Here is a 16,868-nt window from a genome sequence, read left to right on the forward strand (position 1 = left end):
GTGCGGTGCAGCGCTATCGCCAGGAGCGTGCGGCGGAAGCGCGCGCGACGCGTGCGGTTCGAGACGCCGCCGGGCAAGCAGCGGCTGATCGATTTTGGCGAACGACTGGTCGAGATCGGCGGCAGCAAGGTTCGCACCAACCTGTTCGTCGCCACGTTGGCTACTCGCGCCGGCATCATGTCAGAGCATTCCGCAACGAACGGCAAGAGAGCTGGTTCGATGGCCTGGGACACGCCCGTTCGTGACGCTCGGTGCGTGCTCGAAGAGGTGCTGCTTGATAGTACGCGTGCCTCATATCGTCGCGGGGTTAAATCCGGGCGTCGCTTGACAGCCAGAGACTGTCGGATCGCTTGCAGCCCAAGCGCCACGTATGCCGTCTCGCGCTTGAAGGACTGATAACTCCACAAAGTCACTGCGAGCTTCTCTCGCGACTTCGAACACGTCATACAAAGCTCTGGCCGGCCCTGCCCCGATGGCCACCGGGCAAGCGAAAATAGTTTTGCGAAAATCGGGGATACTTCGCCGCAAGCCGTTCTCGGGATTCCAATAGCATGGCCTTGCTATTTGGGTTCAAGCAGTACGTAGGCGCTCGTCCTGAGTGCGCCTCCATCTACCTTCTTGCGCAGAAAGAGGCGCACCACCTTCATCCACCAGAGCATCGGAATACGTCGCCTGACACGAATCGACTCTTCTCCAAGATAGCGGATGTCCAAGGCCTTCCAACCAACTGCGGCAAAAAAGCCGAACCAATCTTCGGGACAGAATTGGTAAGGCGCGTTCTTCGTTTCCTTCATCCCTTTCCTGATTAGCATATACAAGGCGGTACGCGGCGAAAAATAGTCGGTGATCCAGAAACGGAAATTATTTTGAGCGCGAAGATCTTGCGCTAGCAACGCCACCTGTTCTTCCGTTAAATAGTAAGTCACGCCTTCGGTGAGAATGGCGGCCTTTTTTGTCTCACCATTGATCCTGCGGAAGAAACTTCGTCTCAACTCCCTGTCGGTGAGATCCATCGCGACCCGCTCGAGGCGGCACTTCGGTTTTTCGCCGCCTAATTCCTCTTCTTTTAATCGGTTAATCTGAGGATAGTCGACTTCAATCCACCGGAGCCGCGAAGGCAGATCGAGACGATATGGGCGGGTATCCAGACCCGCCCCAAGGTTGAGAACTGTGTCCACTCCCCGCCCCATCAGTTCGCGAAAGAAATTGTCAATTATGTGCGTTCTGAGCACGGTCGACCATGATACGTACCGCGAGCGGCTCATCTTCGATGCGATGTACCTTCCTCGTTCACCGACTAACCGGTGTGCGAACGGATCGCGAAAAAGTGCATCTGGGCGCTTAGTTTCGTTGGCACGATAAACTGCGACCCATAGCGCCGTGTCCGACACATCCTGAATAACGACTTTACCCATCGTGATCCCTCTAAAGTAGGTGAGTGAGGACGTCTGCCCATTTCTCGAAGTTTTTACGCCTGCTCGTTATAGGCTTGAACCTCCCGCAGGGTGAATCCACGTGGGCCCGACTACACGCACATCAACAGCATTGATCAGTCGTTGTCTCACCTTGATAATAGCCATCTACCATGCATATGGGCGACCGCCCCCCAACGGGCAGGTCAACACGGCCGTGCGGACTCTCGCGAGCAGCAATCGCCCCCCAAAATCGAAGCGTCACCAGACTTCAACATTTTTCCTCTCATTGAAATCGCCTCGGCTGACGAAGTCGCCTCGGCCACGGCCCATTAGACAAGACGCAGACGATGCTCGCACCTATCAGAAGTGAGAGTGCGCTCGATTAACCAAGCAACTTGGTTGCTCGCGAACTCGCGTCGTGCGCATCATTTCAAGTCGAGAGGCTGCTATCATGCAGCGGTCGTGAGCGTGCTCGCGTGAAGTCAAGATTCGTGCATCGAAATGGCGCGCGCTCGGCTAAGTCCTGAATAGGACGAACCACTCGATCGACGGAATGCTCGAAAAATATCGAGCGAATGTGAGGAAGCGACTCCCGCTGTCCCTTCGGAACTGGCAACCCTCATTCAACCAAAATGTCCAAATGAGGATGACGGGTCTCTCTGGTCACTGAAGAAGACGTCCATCGCGAGAACGAGCCGGTCTCGATCGAGCAGCCTATCGCAGAACTCGCTAGTAGCCCAAGAATATCATATAAAAAGCGGCCCGGACTCGGTCGCTGCATTCAGGCACGGCAGCATTCTACGTCGCGCTACTGATCAAGATTCACACACGGTTATGCGGACTATCGGCTCGCCGATCAGTTTAGTCCTTTTAGAGAACCGACAACTCGTCGCGGAGGCACCGGCGCACAGGCTGCTGATCGCCGACTCGCGAGACCGAATAGACCCATTGACAGGTCGCCCAGATCCGATCGCAAGTCCAGCACTAGCGCGGATAGAACCCCGTTCCGAGGTTGATTACATCAGCAAGGCACGGCCTCCGTTGATAGTATAAACCACGCCGCCCTCATGGCTACCGTAGAGCCACCGATTTGTGCCGTAGCACACTCACGTCGTCGCTCACTCACTCAACTAGCCCATCAAGCTCGGCTCTTGTCGGCAGAATATCAACCCGTACTCAAGGAGCATAAGAACGACTTTCACGATGCAGCAGCCATCGTGGAGGCACCCAGCGCCCGCATGCGCTTCATATCGGTCAAATCGCCCGAACAACTCGCCTTGCGGGCGGTTCACAGAGTTCGCAGTCGTGAGGGGAACGAAGCGATCGCTGCGACTGTGCATTTCTGCCGCATGGACGTCCTTCTTGCAGGCGCATCTCGCAGTCGGCTCGTTCTCCTGTCGGCGCGAATGGTCGCGATCTTGCCAGCGTCATCTACTTGGAGCGAGACTCCGCATTGAGCCATACACAACGAGATCGCCACACGCGCCGCTGCCGATCCCCATCGACGTTGACGAAGTACTCGGCGCCTAGTTCGGGCAGGCGACGATTTGCAGGTACTTTGCTTCTCATGCGCGTCGAGTCAAAATTGGTGGGCGCGCTCGGAGTCGCCGCCCAGGGGATAGGGCCGCTCCCCGAAAGACGACCTACAGTACTACAGCGACGCTAAAACGGGGACACGACACGTGGCCGGCCCCTCGGCTGACCCGGGCTAAGAAATCGCCAATGCGGTGCAGCGAGGCGCCCACTGCGCAAAATCGTGATGGCTTACTATTGTGGCGTCACACCGCCGCGGATCATGCTTGCACGCGATTCGGCGACCGATCTCACCCTTACTGTTCTGCTGCTCACACTAGCCGCTTCCGCGCGATGATTGAACGGAAATTCTCGGCGCTATGCTGGCGATGCATGAAATTTGCTAGAAGCGCCATGGGAAAGTGTTCGCGCAGCACGACTAGGCAGGTCGCGTCGCCTTCGCCCTTCCACTGGGTTGCCATTGCGACCCAGGCCGCGCCGGCGGCTACTCCGCCAAACAATTGAACCTCCGGGCGCATCGCGGAAGTTCAAGCAACTTGGAAGTTAGAAAATAGTTCTGTTAGGATCTCCTCTCGATCAGTTCCTTGACCATCCGCGTTTGAACGATTGTACCGCAAGCTCTTAAGCTCGGTTACGGACCAATCTAGGCTAAGTCGGCGATCTTAGAGCTTTCAGCTCGCATCATGCACATCAATAAATCCTCGCTACACCTTGACGGCGGAAACGAGTTGCCGGGCATCGTCATTGTTCGTCTCTGATCGACGTTCGGGCCGTTGACGATGATCACCACCGACGATGTTTGGCCGACGGTGCCGCAAGGCCAGCCACACCCAAGCGGCCGCGTCCTTCGGAAGTTCTGCAGACCTTTTTGGAATGGGAGAGTCGCGCGCCAAGCTCATCGAGTAATCCATCCTGCTCGCGTACAAGTTTCCCCAACCATTGCCCAGAGGATCGCGTTCTCAGCGAGATCTTACCGCATTCGTTCTGCCTTTCGCGCGACCGATAACTAAATCGAATTTTAGGCTCTCGAAGGTCGTAAGGCCGCCGAATTGTCGGTTTCGATCCGCGACTGCTTCCACACCCAGCCGCGACCGTTGAGATGTCTGCGCCCCCCGGCCGCGGGATCATCCGTTTGCCGTTCACGGTTGAATAGGCCGGAGAATAGTTGTTCGTGGGCGAGGCGGACATTGACGTGATTGATAGCGATCCTGGATTGAGCGGCGCTGCGGCAACCCACAGGAAATGATAAGGATCTGGTCGCGCGGGTCACTCTGCGTGAGGTTGGCCTTCTATCGATGGACGTGACGCGGCTGGTGCGCATTTGTTCGGAATGGTAGCCGCTGCTTGATGTCTGCGGGCACCGCCGTTGTTTGATCCCCGACTTGGATGGGGTCTATGATCCCGCGACGGCCAATGGGCGCCTGCTGCTCGGCCTGAAGGGGACGATCTCAAAGCTGGAACTGCACAAGATCAAGAGCCGGGTGACGACTGGGCGTACGGCGAAGGCCCAACGCGGTGATTTGGTCGCGCAGCGGCCGGCGAACTCCGCGCCCCTTCGGCTTGGTCACGAAGGATCCCGATCTCGAGGGGCAACGACGCCTGTCGCTCTTCGAGACCTTCCTGAAAGTGCGGACGACCGCGCAAGCTACGCGGGCCTTTGTGGGCCGTGGCTTGACACTGTCTCGCCGTGACCGCCATGGCGGTCTGCGCTGGCAGCCTACGACGATATCGTCATCACAGCGATCCTGAAGAATGCGGCCTATGCAGGCGCCTTTGGTTATGGGAGGACTTGGCAGAAGCCATGCCAAATAGCGGGAGAGCGTCCACAAAATTCTACGACTCACTTCTCATTTCAGGAGCGGTCAACTTAGAATGTCCGTAGAAACGCAAGTCTTGGCATCGGAATTGCACCCGTTCCATTGAGCCCCGTGAAAAAACTGAGCAAACAATACGATCTCTTGGGAGCGGCGGAGCCGCACTGGGTCATCTCGCGCCTGCGCAGCAAGCTGTTGTCCTGGACGCAGATGTCATTGCACCTGAGTTATCCCGTGCTAAGGCCAAGGATGGGTTTGCGGTACCCGCGAGGTCCCCCTCCCGCAAAAGGCTTTCGAGTCGGTCAAGTCTACTCAATTCATCGATATCTGAATGATAAGCCATGAAATCGCATGCTTCCAAGCGCAGCTCTGTAGCTCAAGTTTTTGCACCCTTCGATTACTCGGGAACGAAGCACGCTATCCATTTTAGTCTTGGATTGCCAGACCCATCGATGTTTGAAAAACTTCCCTGGCCGGATGCCTTTGACCAAAATACCGGCGTCGCCGCTTCCGATCTACCTCAGTACACAGATGCGGTAGGCTTGCCTGAGCTAGTTAACAGTCTCGCACTGCGCTACGGTGTGCGGGATAATCAGGTCCTTATCACCGGGGGCGCTGCGCAGGCCATCCAACTAATCGCCGAAGCCTGGATCGATCCGGGCGATGTCATCCTGACAGAGGATCCGTCCTACCTGGGCGCACTGCGCACTTTTTCGGTGATGGGCGCCACAGTCATTCAGATCGGTATGAGCGCTGAAGGTCTCGATTTGAATGAACTTGAATCAACGTTGCGTTCTAATACACATGTAAAACTCTTCTATACGACGCCCGCTTTTCACAATCCGACAGGGCGCGAGTTGTCGCGCAATCACATGGCGCGACTGGCGGCACTATTAGCACAGCACGGCTTGCCGCTAATCCAGGATCTAGTCTACGCGGAGCTACCTTATGCACAAGCAGTTGACTGGTTAGCACCGGCTGATAACGTAATTAACGTCCATAGCGTTTCCAAGGTTGCCGGACCGGGCTTACGAGTCGGCTGGGTTCTCGCAGAGTCAGACATCATCAATAGACTCACACAACTCAAATACGATGGCGGCGTAAGCCCAATTGTCAGCAACGTCGTCTTGGGCTTGCTGCAATCCGGGGCTCTTGATAGGCACATAGGCCGTTTACGCCAGCATTATCGCGCCAAGCGAGACACAATGCACGCAATACTGCAATGTAGCCGCCTCTGCGACCCGGAATATGTGGTCCCATCCGGCGGGTTCTCGTTCTGGGTACGGCTCTCCGGCGGCATTGACCTTGACACATTCATCGAAGCCGCGCGGCGCAAACACAATGTGCATCTTACTCACGGCCGACAATATGGCCCGCGAAGTGGTGATCATGTGCGGCTGTGCTTTAGTTATCTCCCCATATTCGAAATTGAGCGAGAACTAGCCCACTTGGATGACTTGCATGGCAAGCTCTACACGCCCAGTCACTCTCCGATTTCGACGCTTGAGAATTTACGCGGTAGCGTGGCTCGATTTTCCGTTTGATGCCTGTGATCTGACGGGGTGGATTGGTCCCGGGTTCAATGCAGCTCTAGCCACCCGGTGACAGCTCGCGGCTCAATCGAGGGTGACCGACGGCGAAAGCGCTATTTCGACTCAGCTCTCGCACGTAGTTGAAGGTGGAAAAGTGCGGACGCAACTGATACGCGCTTACCGAATGAAGCGGACGCGCAGCGTCATGCAAAGATATGCGACGGCAAATAGTTGGTGTGCATGCCGAGCGATTCCGGATTCGCTGCTCCGGACGCCCGGCAGCAGTGCGGTGCCTGCGATGGCCCCATCATGTTCCTATTCCTAGCGATGGCCTGAATAGAGTACTGAACGAACAGGTGCCTCCCCGGGAAGAGCGCGAGCTCACAAAAGGATGCATCGGTCAGTGAGGATTGCTTCATCGCTGCGCAATACCCTTGCTGAATGGGATAGTGACCTTAAAGCCAAAAGGACAGGCCTGCCGCAGCCTCGCCGAGCGCCGGAATGATCGCTGGACGTGATGCGTGGCGCGCTCTCAATAAAGGTAGGAGCGCTCGCAAGGCGACTAAGTTCGTCGCAGGTTTGTTCGCGCCCCTGTTTGCTTTGCGACATGTGTCGGATTTCCGACAAGACGGCTGTGGCTCAGCGGAGCGGGCACTTCCCGTTGTCTTAGGCCGATGGACGGTCGCGGCGTCTGACGGCAAGCAATTTGCATTTCGTGACTGGCCAACCGGCATGCTGCACTCAACTTCAAGGAGGACGCTCATGAACGCGAGCCGGAATACGTCTGCCCACCCATCAAGTAAGGAAGGACCTATGCGGTGCGTCCTGATCTCGAGCCGATTGGATCTACGGCGCTACCTTGGCCCGGAGATATCACTTATCGCCGATCAAGTGGAACTTGTTGAATGGAAGAAAGATGGCGACCCCGATGTTCGCCTCGCGATGGCATGGCATCCTTCCAATGACGCGTTTTCTGGCTATCCAAATTTGCGAGCGATCTGTTCGATTGGTGCGGGAGTCGACAACATAGTCGGTTGTCCGAGCCTCAAGTCCGAAGTCGATGTAGTCCGTGTCGTTGATCCTGGTCAGGCCCAGATGATGTCGGGCTTCGTCGCGTGGCATGTGATTGGCCATCAGCGCAACTTTGCCGGATACCAAGCGCAACAGCGCGATCGTATCTGGCACTCCGGCCCCCAGCGCCGTGCCGATAGCTTGCCTGTCGGCATTCTCGGCTACGGCGCAATCGGCCGAAAATTAGCCATTGATCTCGCATATCTTGGATTTTCCGTCATGTGCTGGAGCCGCACTCCCAAGCGCCCCGCGACTGCTGCGATCCGGAGCTACAATGGACCTGCAGGACTGTGTGAGATGCTCAACAACACCGAGGTACTGGTCAACGTCCTCCCGCTGACGCCGGAGACCCGCGGCATCCTAAACGCGCAACTATTTGCGAACATCCGACGCGGCGGCTATCTCATCCAGGTCGGTCGTGGTGAACACTTGCTGGAATCCGACCTGCTCGCGGCGCTTGAAGACGGCCAGCTGACGGGCGCGGCACTCGATGTGTTCCCGAGCGAGCCATTGCCCAGGACGCATCCATTCTGGGGCCACCCAAAAATCATCCTGACGCCGCACAATGCAAGCGACGTCAGCGTTCGCGCAGTTGCAGCTACTCTTGTCACGACCGCGGATGCTATCCGCACCGGTCGTCGACCGCCACATGCCATTGACCGTACCCTCGGCTACTAAGGCCGTCCAGTTTAGGACTGGCAAAGGCAGCTACTCCAAAACAGTTGACACATTCGGCCGATGGGACGGTCCCGAGAACCGGAAGGATAGCGCTCGTGGAGGGTCTACGCTGTCAATATTTGAAGCTGGCGAAGGACTGATCAATCGGACTTAGATCGGCTAGTGTAGACGTAAGAGCCCGGCCTCTCATAACGGATGGGACGCCCCACCTCGTTTGCCTTTTACTAGCCGGAATACTCTAAAAGCTGCACTACTGGAAGAGTTGATCAGCCTTAAAAGAGATACGATGGAATGCAGCGGGCCGTCACTGAACGTCATGTTCCGCCGGCGCCCCCGCGGCACCTCAGATCTTAATGCGATCAACTCTCTGGAGACTAACCTAGAAGCTGCGCCATAGTGCTTTTGATCCACGTCTGATCATTTATTCCCACTCTGGAAGTGTCGGAACGCCTCTGCTCGACCACAATCGGAGCCTCTCGTTTGAGATAATTTTCAAGAACACCGATGCTACACGATACTATCCCTCGAGGCCAAGCTCAGCGAGTTTGACCTCAGTCAGCGTATGCTGCATCGAGTTCATTGATTCCCGGTCCATCCGTTCCTGGGACCGCATGGCTTCGGTTGGACTGGCGCTTGGCTCTACGTGTTTAGTCCCAAGCTTTGATGGTGCATTCTTATCACACGATTCGAAGGATGCGCTATGGGACAGGTTTTACACGGCTGCGCCACCACGACGGAGGCAGTCCGTCGAGCAATACAAAATAGTCAAGAGAGCCTGAAAGGTCTCGCCAAGCGCTACGGGATCAACCAGAAGACTCTTGCGAAGTTTAAGCAGCGCGAGACCGTCGCCCATCGTTCGACTAGCCCTAAGGAAGCCAAGTCGACCATCCTTTCCATCGAGGAGGAGGCTATCATTGTCGCTTTCCGGCGGCACACGCTGCGGCCACTCGACGATACCTCTATGCGCTGCAGCCGACCATCCCGCATCTGACGCGGTCATCCCTGCATCGTTGCCTCCAGCGTCGAAGTCGGAAAGCCCTCGAAGAAGAAGTTCAAGGCTTATCCGATTGGCTATTTCCACATCGACATCGCCGAGCTCCAGACCGCTGAAGGCAAGCTCTACCTCTACGTCGCAATCGATCGCACCACCAAGTTCGCCTTCGTGCAACTGGTTAAGAAGACGGGAAGGACCTCAGCCGCGGCCTTTCTCGAAGCCCTGATCGCGGCCGCCCCCTACAAGATCCACACGGTGCTCACCGACAATGGGATCCAGTTCACCTTCCCGCCGCGCTATGCGGACGGCCCGACGCGAGATACGTGACGCATATGTTCGATATGCGATGTCAGGAAAACGGGATCGAACATCGGCTGACCAAGATCAAGCATCCCTGGACCAATGGCCAGGTCGAGCGCATGAACCGCACGATCACCGTCCAACGCTACCATTATGATCGACACGATCAGATCGAAGCTCACCTTATCACCGCCTACAATTACGCTCGGCGGCTGAAGACCCTGAAGGGCCTCACGCCCTACGAATACATCTGCAAATTCTGGACTTCCCAGCCAGAACGATTAAAACTCAATCCGCTCCAGCAAATGCCGGGACTAAACACCTAGTCCACATTCCAGCCAATAGACTCGATCCCGGCATAACTTGCGCAAGCTTCTCAAGTTGAGAAGAGGCAATGAGCTAATGTGTTCCCTATTCCTGCGGTCCGTGCGCCTCGAGATCTCAACCTTGCTCCGGCTTTGGCCAGCAGGGTGCGCGGGTAAAGGACAAACATTCTGCACTCGCGCACGATCCCAATTTGGTAAAGCGGAGCGATTCCTACCACAAATGGGAGGAGCGCTTCCTTGCTCTTTGTCCTATTGTCTATCAGTGTGATACTCGCAACTGCATCCAGGTGCGGGAGACGATGCCTAAGCCAAGAGTTGTCAACGCAATGTTCAAGGAATTGCGCTGTTGATAAACTTTTATGGAGACTGGGTCGAGCGAAACGAAATAGAACTCAGTCGTTCTCTCACAGGTTTATAGCTACCTATGATCAACCACCCTCATCCCTTTCTTCTTAAAGTACCTGCTCGCGCAACAGTTCGCGAGCTCCCCCGCCAGCCGGTCCTTCGAAGCTCCAAACAGGGCCGCGCCGCTGGCCACAATCAGTCCGCAGTCAGCGCTAAGCGAAAACAACTCTTCAGCATTATCGACTTACTTCGCTATGTAGAGTCCCAAGTAGCCGAGATGAATCTTGAAGCGTCAACGGTCCTCATTAGCGCCACAATCGCGGATATCGCTCGACGTCTAGAATAGTCGCGTTAGGCAAAGAGTAGCGTCGCAATGTGCAAGGACAGAAGCACCGACTGACAACTGTCATCAGCGCGGAAAGGTCCAAAGCCCTGACCACCAATCAAGCTGCGGCTGCTGGTGGCCTGAAAGACTTGCCAACCTTTTCCTCACATTTGAATGCCAAGAGTGATCATTTTTATGCGTCAGCAACGGTAAATGGGGTGATCCAACAAGATCTACGCCGCGAAGGCATGCTCAAGCCGGCTAGTCGGACCCTGCGAAACTCCTTCGGTCCATGCGATTAGCGGGATTGGGCTTCGACAACGTTGCTACAACCGACCTGTTCTTCAAGTAAAGTTGCAGACACAGACTAGCTCGGCTGCCCTCGCGGCCGACAGCACGCCATCTTACCATTTCGATGACCAGTGATCTGCCACTGAATTTTCATCCGGCAGCGGTTAGAGTCTAGGGGCTTTGTACGCGAAGTGGCGCGGGTGGAGCAACGGACCATCGGCGGAGCTGGTCGGGGTGGCGCCGCCGATCGTGCGTTGCTGTGAGGTGGGCGGCGTAGGCCGCGGGGGTCAGGTATTTCAGCGACGAGTGAGGCCGCCAGATATTGTAGTCGGCGACCCAGTTGGCGATCTTGGCGCGGGCGTCATGCAGATCGAAGAACAGGGTCTCGTTGAGCAGTTCATCGCGCATCCGGCCATTAAAAACTCTCGATGAAGCCGTTCTGCATCGGCTTTCCGGTGCGATGAAGTGCCAATCGATGGCTGCGTCCTTGCACCCAGCCAGTGTGGCAGGTGAACTCGGTGCCATGGTCGGACACGATCATTCCTGGCTTGCGGTGTCGCTCGACGATTGCCGTCAGTTCGCGCGCCACGCGCCGCCCCGAGATCGACGTGTCCGGAATGGCGCTCAGGCATTCCTTGGTGACGTCGTCGACGATGTTGAGAATGCGGAAGCGCCGGCCGTTGGCGAACTGGTCGTGGACCAAGTCCAGCGACCGGCGCGCTTTGGGCCTCGCCTCGATCAGGATCGGGGAACAGGTCCCAACAACTTTGCGGCGAGCCGGCCGCTTGCGGAGGGTGAGCCCCTTCCTCGCGATAAAGCCGGTAGATCCGATTGATCCCCGAGGGCTCTCCCTCCCGCCGCAGTAGGACGAATAGCCGGCGGTAGCCGAACCGCAGTCGCTCGTTGGCGAGGTCGCGCAACCGGCCGCGCAGAGCCGCGTCCGCCGGTCGGCTGGAGTGATAACGGATCATCTTCCGATCCGCGCCGACGATCGAGCAGGCCCGCCGTTCCGACAGGCTCATGACGGCCTGTAGATGCGCGACCGCAGCGCGCTTGGCGGTCGGCCCTACCACTTTTTTGAAGCACCGCGAAGGGTGCCCGCGTCGAGCATCTGCTCCGCCAGATGCTTCTTCAGCTTCGCGTTCGCCTTTAACCGCTTGGCCTCAGAGACATCCATGCCGCCGAACTCGGCCTTCCAATTATAGATCGTCGCCTCGGGGATCCCATGCTTGCGAGCCAGGTCAGCCGTCTTCGCCCCAGCCTCATGCTCCTTCAATACCGCGATAATCTGCTCTTCTGTGAACCTTGCTCGCTTCATCTGTCCGCCCTTTTTCGGGCCGGACTCTAAACTCCTTCTGGAGGAAATACTCAGTGGCATCAGCCATTGGAGATGACCACCACAAAGCTAACTATCCGGTTCCGTCCAGCCAATACAATCCAGGTCGCGGACGGCGCCTGCCACGGACATCAGGCGATCCGTTTTGTCATTGGCAGCGCGCCATCATTGAACCGCGACTGCCGCGATGGCCCCCTTCTCCGGCCCATCGTAAACCAATCAGTATTCGAGGGTGAGCAACATCTGATTTCCGGAAAGCTCTTCGCCAGAAAAGCCGCACACTGATGGCAGAAATCGGGCTATCAAGAGTCAGGAGCACGCCGACGGACGTACCCATACGACTTCGCGGCCAACCTCTGCGAGAAGGGTTTCATCCGCTTGTCGGACTGAGACCAGCATTCCCCAAATGAACCGAGTTCATTCCGTAAGTGCCAAGTCCTCACTATCAACGATCTTATCGGGTTCACGACAAACGCTCCTACCCGGTGTCCCCGATAGCTGAGCCATACGGCGCAACTCTGAGCTGGAATAAACAGAGAGCCCCCGAGCAATTTCGCGGCGCCTCAAATCCTGTAGAATGACGGCATCGCCGCGCGAAAAGTCTCCCTCGAACGATATGAGCCCTCCCAAGCGAAGACCGCCACCCAAACGCAACCGCGTCGTTGAAGCACTGTCAACCATGAGGGTTCCGGTCGGCTTCATGGTGCCGGCAATCCATGTTTTTCGGCTGGCGCGCGCTGTGGCGGGGGGACGAAACCAGGTGCACGGCTCACCAGCCTCGATAGCCGAGAGCGGATGCGCACGGCGACCATCTGCAATAATCATGTTGAATCCGGAGGCAAGTGCCAATCGCGCGGCAGCGAGCTTGGTTACCATGCCACCAGTGCCTTGATCAGACCGGAACCTACCCGCCATCAACTCAATTTCCGGTGTAACCTCCTGCACTTCCCTGATGAGAGTTGCGTTGGGCATTTCATGCGGATCCGCCGAGTAAAGACCAGACACGTTAGAAAGCAATACTAAGGTATCACTTGCGACCAACTTTGCGACGCGCGCGGCAAGCTGATCATTATCGCTGAAGCTTGGCTCCGCGCCGATGGCGTCGTTTTCGTTGAGCACGGGAACCGCTCGCAAAGTAAGGAGTCCGTTCATTGTCACACGGAGGTTTCGCATGCGCCGCCGTTCTGTGGTATCTTCTAAGGCCAGCAGGAGCTGCGCTGTCGTCAGTCCATGTCGTGCGAATATTTCCCGGTGGGCCCTTGCAAGCTTCATTTGGCCGATCGCCGCGGCGGCCCGCCGTTCTTTCCCCGACAGCTTTCCGCATTGCAAATCGAGAGCATGTCTCCCAATAGCAACGGCGCCGGATGAAACGAGAGCTATATCCAGCCCGCGCCTCCAGTATCTGGCTATATCGTGGACTAGCATCTCAAGCCATCGCTCTCTAGTTGCGCCAGTCGCTCGGTCGACAATAAGATCCGAACCAATCTTCACGACGATGCGCCGCGCCGATGCAAGCGCGCGCGCAGGGTGAAAGTAATGCGACTCCGCGCCTATGGTTTTTCTCCTGCCCTCAGATTGGGTTGTCAGAGCAGATTGAAGATCCTCGCTGGTCATATTTTGCCTGTATAGCTCGGATCAAGTTGCAGTCGCTATCTGCAGACCGTGACGCTTCTCTCGTCGAAATTCGGGAATTATCGTCGTAAGATTCGTGCAAAATGCGCTTGAGCGGAGCGGCCAAAAAATCCTGCCACGTTGATATTCTTCGCGGTAGGTGTCAATGCTCGCAGCCCCGAAATGAAGGAGAGGTTCACAGCTTCCTTCGTTTTGCGATAGGTGACGTCGGGATAGGAACCAAGCAGCATGGCTCGGGAAATAGCTGTCGAGACGACATCCTTCGCCTCGACAATCTCGTTGTAAAACCTGCGTTCTGTTGCCCACCCAATTGGCATGATCTCGCAACCAAAAATAATGTCGGACATTGCCGCGCGCCCTAGGGTTTTTCTCAGCATGTAAGCGCCAATCGGGCAAGCGAGGCCGTGCTTGAGTTCTGAGCCCAGCGCCATAGCGGTCGGCGTTCCCACACGCCAATCGCAGCAGAGCGCCATGTCCAGACCGGCGCCGATTGCATATCCGTCAATTCCGGCAATCGTAGGCTTTGTTACGTTTAGAATCGCAATATAAAGTTCGATCAAGCGATCTATGAATGTCTCGATTTCTGTCACTGTCTTAAGTTCGCTTGCTTCGTTGAAATCATCACCCACGCAAAACGAGCGACGGACCCCGCCAGTAAGGACAATCGCCTTTACGCTGGATTCATCGTTGGCCAGTTGGCAAGTTTCCACGATGCTTCGCTCGAGTTCCCGGTTCAACGGGTTTACAGGTTTTTCACGATTGAACTGCGCCACAAGGATAGGGCCGTTTCTATAAACGTTCATCACCGCCATTGCACGGCTCCCCGTAATTGCGGAACGTCTCCGCCGGCCATGTCCCACGGGTTCATGCCATCACCTTGGTCCACGTCGGTTGCGGCAGAGTATAACACTTCCTCGAAGAGCGACAATGAAGATTTCTTCATTTCGTTGTATTTTTTATTGTATTATTCTCCCTATTGTTGTACGCTTGGTTCGGTCAAAATGTTCAAAGGCTTGGTCATGCAGAGCAACCCCGCAGCGCGATTTTATGGCGATCCGAAGGAGCCATGTGGCGGACCGTTATCTCGCCTTGAGGAAATTGTCGGTTGCGTCAATCGCAGTGTGGATGAACCGCTCCCCCGCCTCCTCATAAAATGCAAGACTCAATTCGAACAGAGCGGAGGAAGCCAACCGCGGGGCAGCGGCTCGCGACCGTTTTCCGCTTTCCCGGAACTGGGCGCCGCTCTCGCGCACTGGTGAGTACGACTCAACTCGTCACAGGCACTGGGCGGCGTTCGTCTTAATGACCCCGCCTGTTCAACTTTTTTGCCGAGGTACGCATGAGCGGAATGATTCAGCAAGGCTGCGACGGTACGACCCTGAACAATCGTGCTGGGACACCAGAGGGGCTTCTTTACGAGATTGGAGAAATTCCACTGCTGGGGCGGGTACCAAAGCGCATGTATGCATGGGTAATACGCCGTGAGAGGCACGGGGACCCTGAGGTCGCAATGCAGGTGGAGACCGTTGATACGCCCGCCATAAGATCAGATGACGCCTTAGTTATGATCATGGCTGCCGGCGTGGGCTATAATGGTGTTTGGGCGTCTCTCGGGCAACCGGTCTCGCCCTTTGACCTACATCGTGACTGTCGTCACGTCGCCGGCTCCGATGCTGCCGGTATCGTTTGGGCGGTCGGGGATCGCGTAACGAAATGGAAGGTGGGGGACGAGGTCGTTCTCCATAGCCACCAGGACGACGGCGAAGATTTCGAGTGTAATGGGGGCGATCCCATGCTGTCCCCCTCTCAGCGAATTTGGGGATATGATACGCCCGACGGATCCTTTGCGCAGTTCGCCCGTGTTCAATCAACTCAGCTATTGCCTCGGCCAAAGCACCTAAGTTGGGAGGAGAGCGCCTGTTATTCTGGTACCCTGGGAACTGCATACAGAATGTTGTTTGGTCATCCGCCACACGCCGTACGACCGGGCCAGTACGTTTTGATTTGGGGTGCCGCTGGCGGGCTTGGTTCGATGGCCGTTCAACTCGTAACTGCGACGGGAGCCAACGCGATCGGTATTGTTTCGGACGAGTCCAAGCGCGATCATGTAATGTCACTGGGAGCTAAAGGCGTAATAAATCGGAAAGATTTTGATTGCTGGGGGCGGCTCCCTGATATTCGTGATCAAACAGTATACCGCGCTTACATGAAGGAAGTGCGCCGCTTTGGCAGAGCCATTTGGGATATGACGGGAGGACATGATGTCGACATTGTCTTTGAACACCCGGGAGAAGTGACATTTCCAGTGAGTTGCTATGTCGTGAAACGGGGCGGAATGGTCGTCTTTTGCGGCGGCACCTCCGGTTATAATCTTACGATGGACGCACGTTTTATGTGGATGCGACAGAAGCGAATTCAGGGCAGCCACTTCGCGAATCCACATCAGATTTGGGAAGCAAACCGGCTTGTTATTGAACGCCGCATAGACCCGTGCCTGTCTGAAGTGTTCGCCTGGACTGAGATTCCGCGCGCTCACGGAAAGATGTGGAGAAACCAGCATCAGCCCGGAAATATGGCGGTTCTTGTCCAAGCCACGGCACAGCATCCCTAGCTTGGTGAACGATGCTGACAGTGGCTAGCGTAGGCACGGTGCGGGCATCGTCGTTGCGCAAGCTTGCGCGCCGCGGCCTGCGCGGCACCAAGCTGGTTGTGTCTGATGCTAATGGGGCATCAAGGCCACCGTCGCTAAGGTGCTCAACGCCAGCTGACAGAGCTGCCGCGTGGGAGCGTTGAAGAAGTGGCCAATAGATTTCGCGCGATGCAGCGACCGGACCCGTCATGGTCCTCACGTCAAAACCCACGCTGCGGCGCGACCTGAAGCCGCAAACGCGCTATAAGCGACAATCCAAGGCAGAGTAAGCACAACGAGAGCGGCTGCCAGTCGCTTGAGGTTGATGGCGGAGGCCGTCAGGTAGGCCTGGACCTTTATATTCGGTAGACCACGCCGTATGGCGCGCGCCAGTCCATGCCAGGTGGATTCGCCGTGGAAGCCCTCTGAGCGCCAGCGATGGCGCTGATAGAGCGGTGATCCTGCTTACTGCATCGCTCGCGACGGCGGCGGGCGCGGAGCAGTCAGGATAATCGTCACCGACAACAACTGCCTCGTTAACCTGCCCTTTGGACAGGCAATCGCCCTTGAGCGGACACCGGGCGCAATCCTTCACCTTCGAGCAAAAGAAAGGGCCGTGCTTGATGGGCCGCGCAGGGCGCAAGATA

The 16,868-nt window shown here is 56.6% G+C and carries 8 protein-coding genes and 3 pseudogenes; 6 read left to right on the forward strand and 5 right to left on the reverse strand.

Annotation, left to right across the window (positions count from 1 at the left end):
- Window positions 1–51: 51 nt before the first annotated feature.
- The gene (locus XI06_RS25540; RefSeq protein ID WP_271606810.1) at window positions 52–396 is read left to right on the forward strand and encodes a hypothetical protein; all 345 of its coding nucleotides are present in this window, start codon (window positions 52–54) and stop codon (window positions 394–396) included.
- Between the two features lie 164 nt (window positions 397–560).
- Here the strand turns inward: XI06_RS25540 and XI06_RS25545 are convergent, their stop codons facing one another.
- Window positions 561–1,415 carry a class I SAM-dependent methyltransferase gene (locus tag XI06_RS25545; protein ID WP_271606811.1) on the reverse strand — a complete coding sequence of 285 codons (855 nt, stop codon included), beginning with the start codon at window positions 1,413–1,415 and terminating at the stop codon, window positions 561–563.
- Between the two features lie 2,915 nt (window positions 1,416–4,330).
- Between XI06_RS25545 and XI06_RS25550 the strand changes: the two genes are divergently transcribed.
- The 4 genes and pseudogenes from XI06_RS25550 to XI06_RS25565 all read left to right on the forward strand — a co-directional run bounded on the left by XI06_RS25550 (window position 4,331) and on the right by XI06_RS25565 (window position 9,663).
- Window positions 4,331–4,639 (forward strand): hypothetical protein, encoded by a 309-nt coding sequence (locus XI06_RS25550; RefSeq protein ID WP_271606812.1) that lies wholly within the window; start codon window positions 4,331–4,333, stop codon window positions 4,637–4,639.
- Window positions 4,640–5,103: 464 nt separating this feature from the next.
- Complete coding sequence (locus XI06_RS25555) at window positions 5,104–6,306, forward strand: aminotransferase-like domain-containing protein (protein ID WP_271606813.1); 1,203 nt, start codon at window positions 5,104–5,106, stop codon at window positions 6,304–6,306.
- Window positions 6,307–7,107: 801 nt separating this feature from the next.
- Window positions 7,108–8,043, forward strand: a complete 936-nt coding sequence (locus XI06_RS25560; RefSeq protein ID WP_271606814.1) for a 2-hydroxyacid dehydrogenase — start codon at window positions 7,108–7,110, stop codon at window positions 8,041–8,043.
- Between the two features lie 700 nt (window positions 8,044–8,743).
- Window positions 8,744–9,663, forward strand: a pseudogene (locus XI06_RS25565) (DDE-type integrase/transposase/recombinase).
- Between the two features lie 1,132 nt (window positions 9,664–10,795).
- Here the strand turns inward: XI06_RS25565 and XI06_RS25570 are convergent.
- From XI06_RS25570 to XI06_RS25580, 3 genes and pseudogenes are all read right to left on the reverse strand, one after another.
- Window positions 10,796–11,942 (reverse strand): annotated as a pseudogene (locus XI06_RS25570) (IS3 family transposase).
- Between the two features lie 435 nt (window positions 11,943–12,377).
- A complete protein-coding gene (gene proB, locus XI06_RS25575) occupies window positions 12,378–13,574 on the reverse strand; it encodes a glutamate 5-kinase (RefSeq protein WP_271606815.1) in 1,197 nt (398 codons plus the stop codon).
- Between the two features lie 77 nt (window positions 13,575–13,651).
- Window positions 13,652–14,404: an enoyl-CoA hydratase/isomerase family protein gene (locus tag XI06_RS25580; protein WP_271606816.1), complete on the reverse strand. Its 753-nt coding sequence runs from the start codon at window positions 14,402–14,404 to the stop codon at window positions 13,652–13,654.
- A gap of 527 nt (window positions 14,405–14,931) precedes the next feature.
- On the opposite strand from XI06_RS25580, the gene ccrA reads away from it, so the two are divergent.
- Complete coding sequence (gene ccrA, locus XI06_RS25585) at window positions 14,932–16,203, forward strand: crotonyl-CoA carboxylase/reductase (protein WP_271606817.1); 1,272 nt, start codon at window positions 14,932–14,934, stop codon at window positions 16,201–16,203.
- A 315-nt stretch (window positions 16,204–16,518) separates the two neighbouring features.
- Here ccrA and XI06_RS44005 read toward each other — a convergent pair.
- Window positions 16,519–16,868 (reverse strand): annotated as a pseudogene (locus XI06_RS44005) (transposase); the annotation flags it as partial.

Origin of the sequence: Bradyrhizobium sp. CCBAU 11434, assembly GCF_028128895.1 — a bacterium.
In the GTDB taxonomy this organism is placed as follows: domain Bacteria; phylum Pseudomonadota; class Alphaproteobacteria; order Rhizobiales; family Xanthobacteraceae; genus Bradyrhizobium; species Bradyrhizobium zhengyangense.

Bases quoted from the DNA above. Each gene is read 5' to 3' on its own strand.
- proB (WP_271606815.1), bottom strand. From the start codon at position 13,574: ATGACCAGCGAGGATCTTCAATCTGCTCTGACAACCCAATCTGAGGGC.
- XI06_RS25560 (WP_271606814.1), top strand. From the start codon at position 7,108: ATGCGGTGCGTCCTGATCTCGAGCCGATTGGATCTACGGCGCTACCTT.
- ccrA (WP_271606817.1), top strand. From the start codon at position 14,932: ATGAGCGGAATGATTCAGCAAGGCTGCGACGGTACGACCCTGAACAAT.
- XI06_RS25555 (WP_271606813.1), top strand. From the start codon at position 5,104: ATGAAATCGCATGCTTCCAAGCGCAGCTCTGTAGCTCAAGTTTTTGCA.
- XI06_RS25545 (WP_271606811.1), bottom strand. From the start codon at position 1,415: ATGGGTAAAGTCGTTATTCAGGATGTGTCGGACACGGCGCTATGGGTC.
- XI06_RS25580 (WP_271606816.1), bottom strand. From the start codon at position 14,404: ATGGCGGTGATGAACGTTTATAGAAACGGCCCTATCCTTGTGGCGCAG.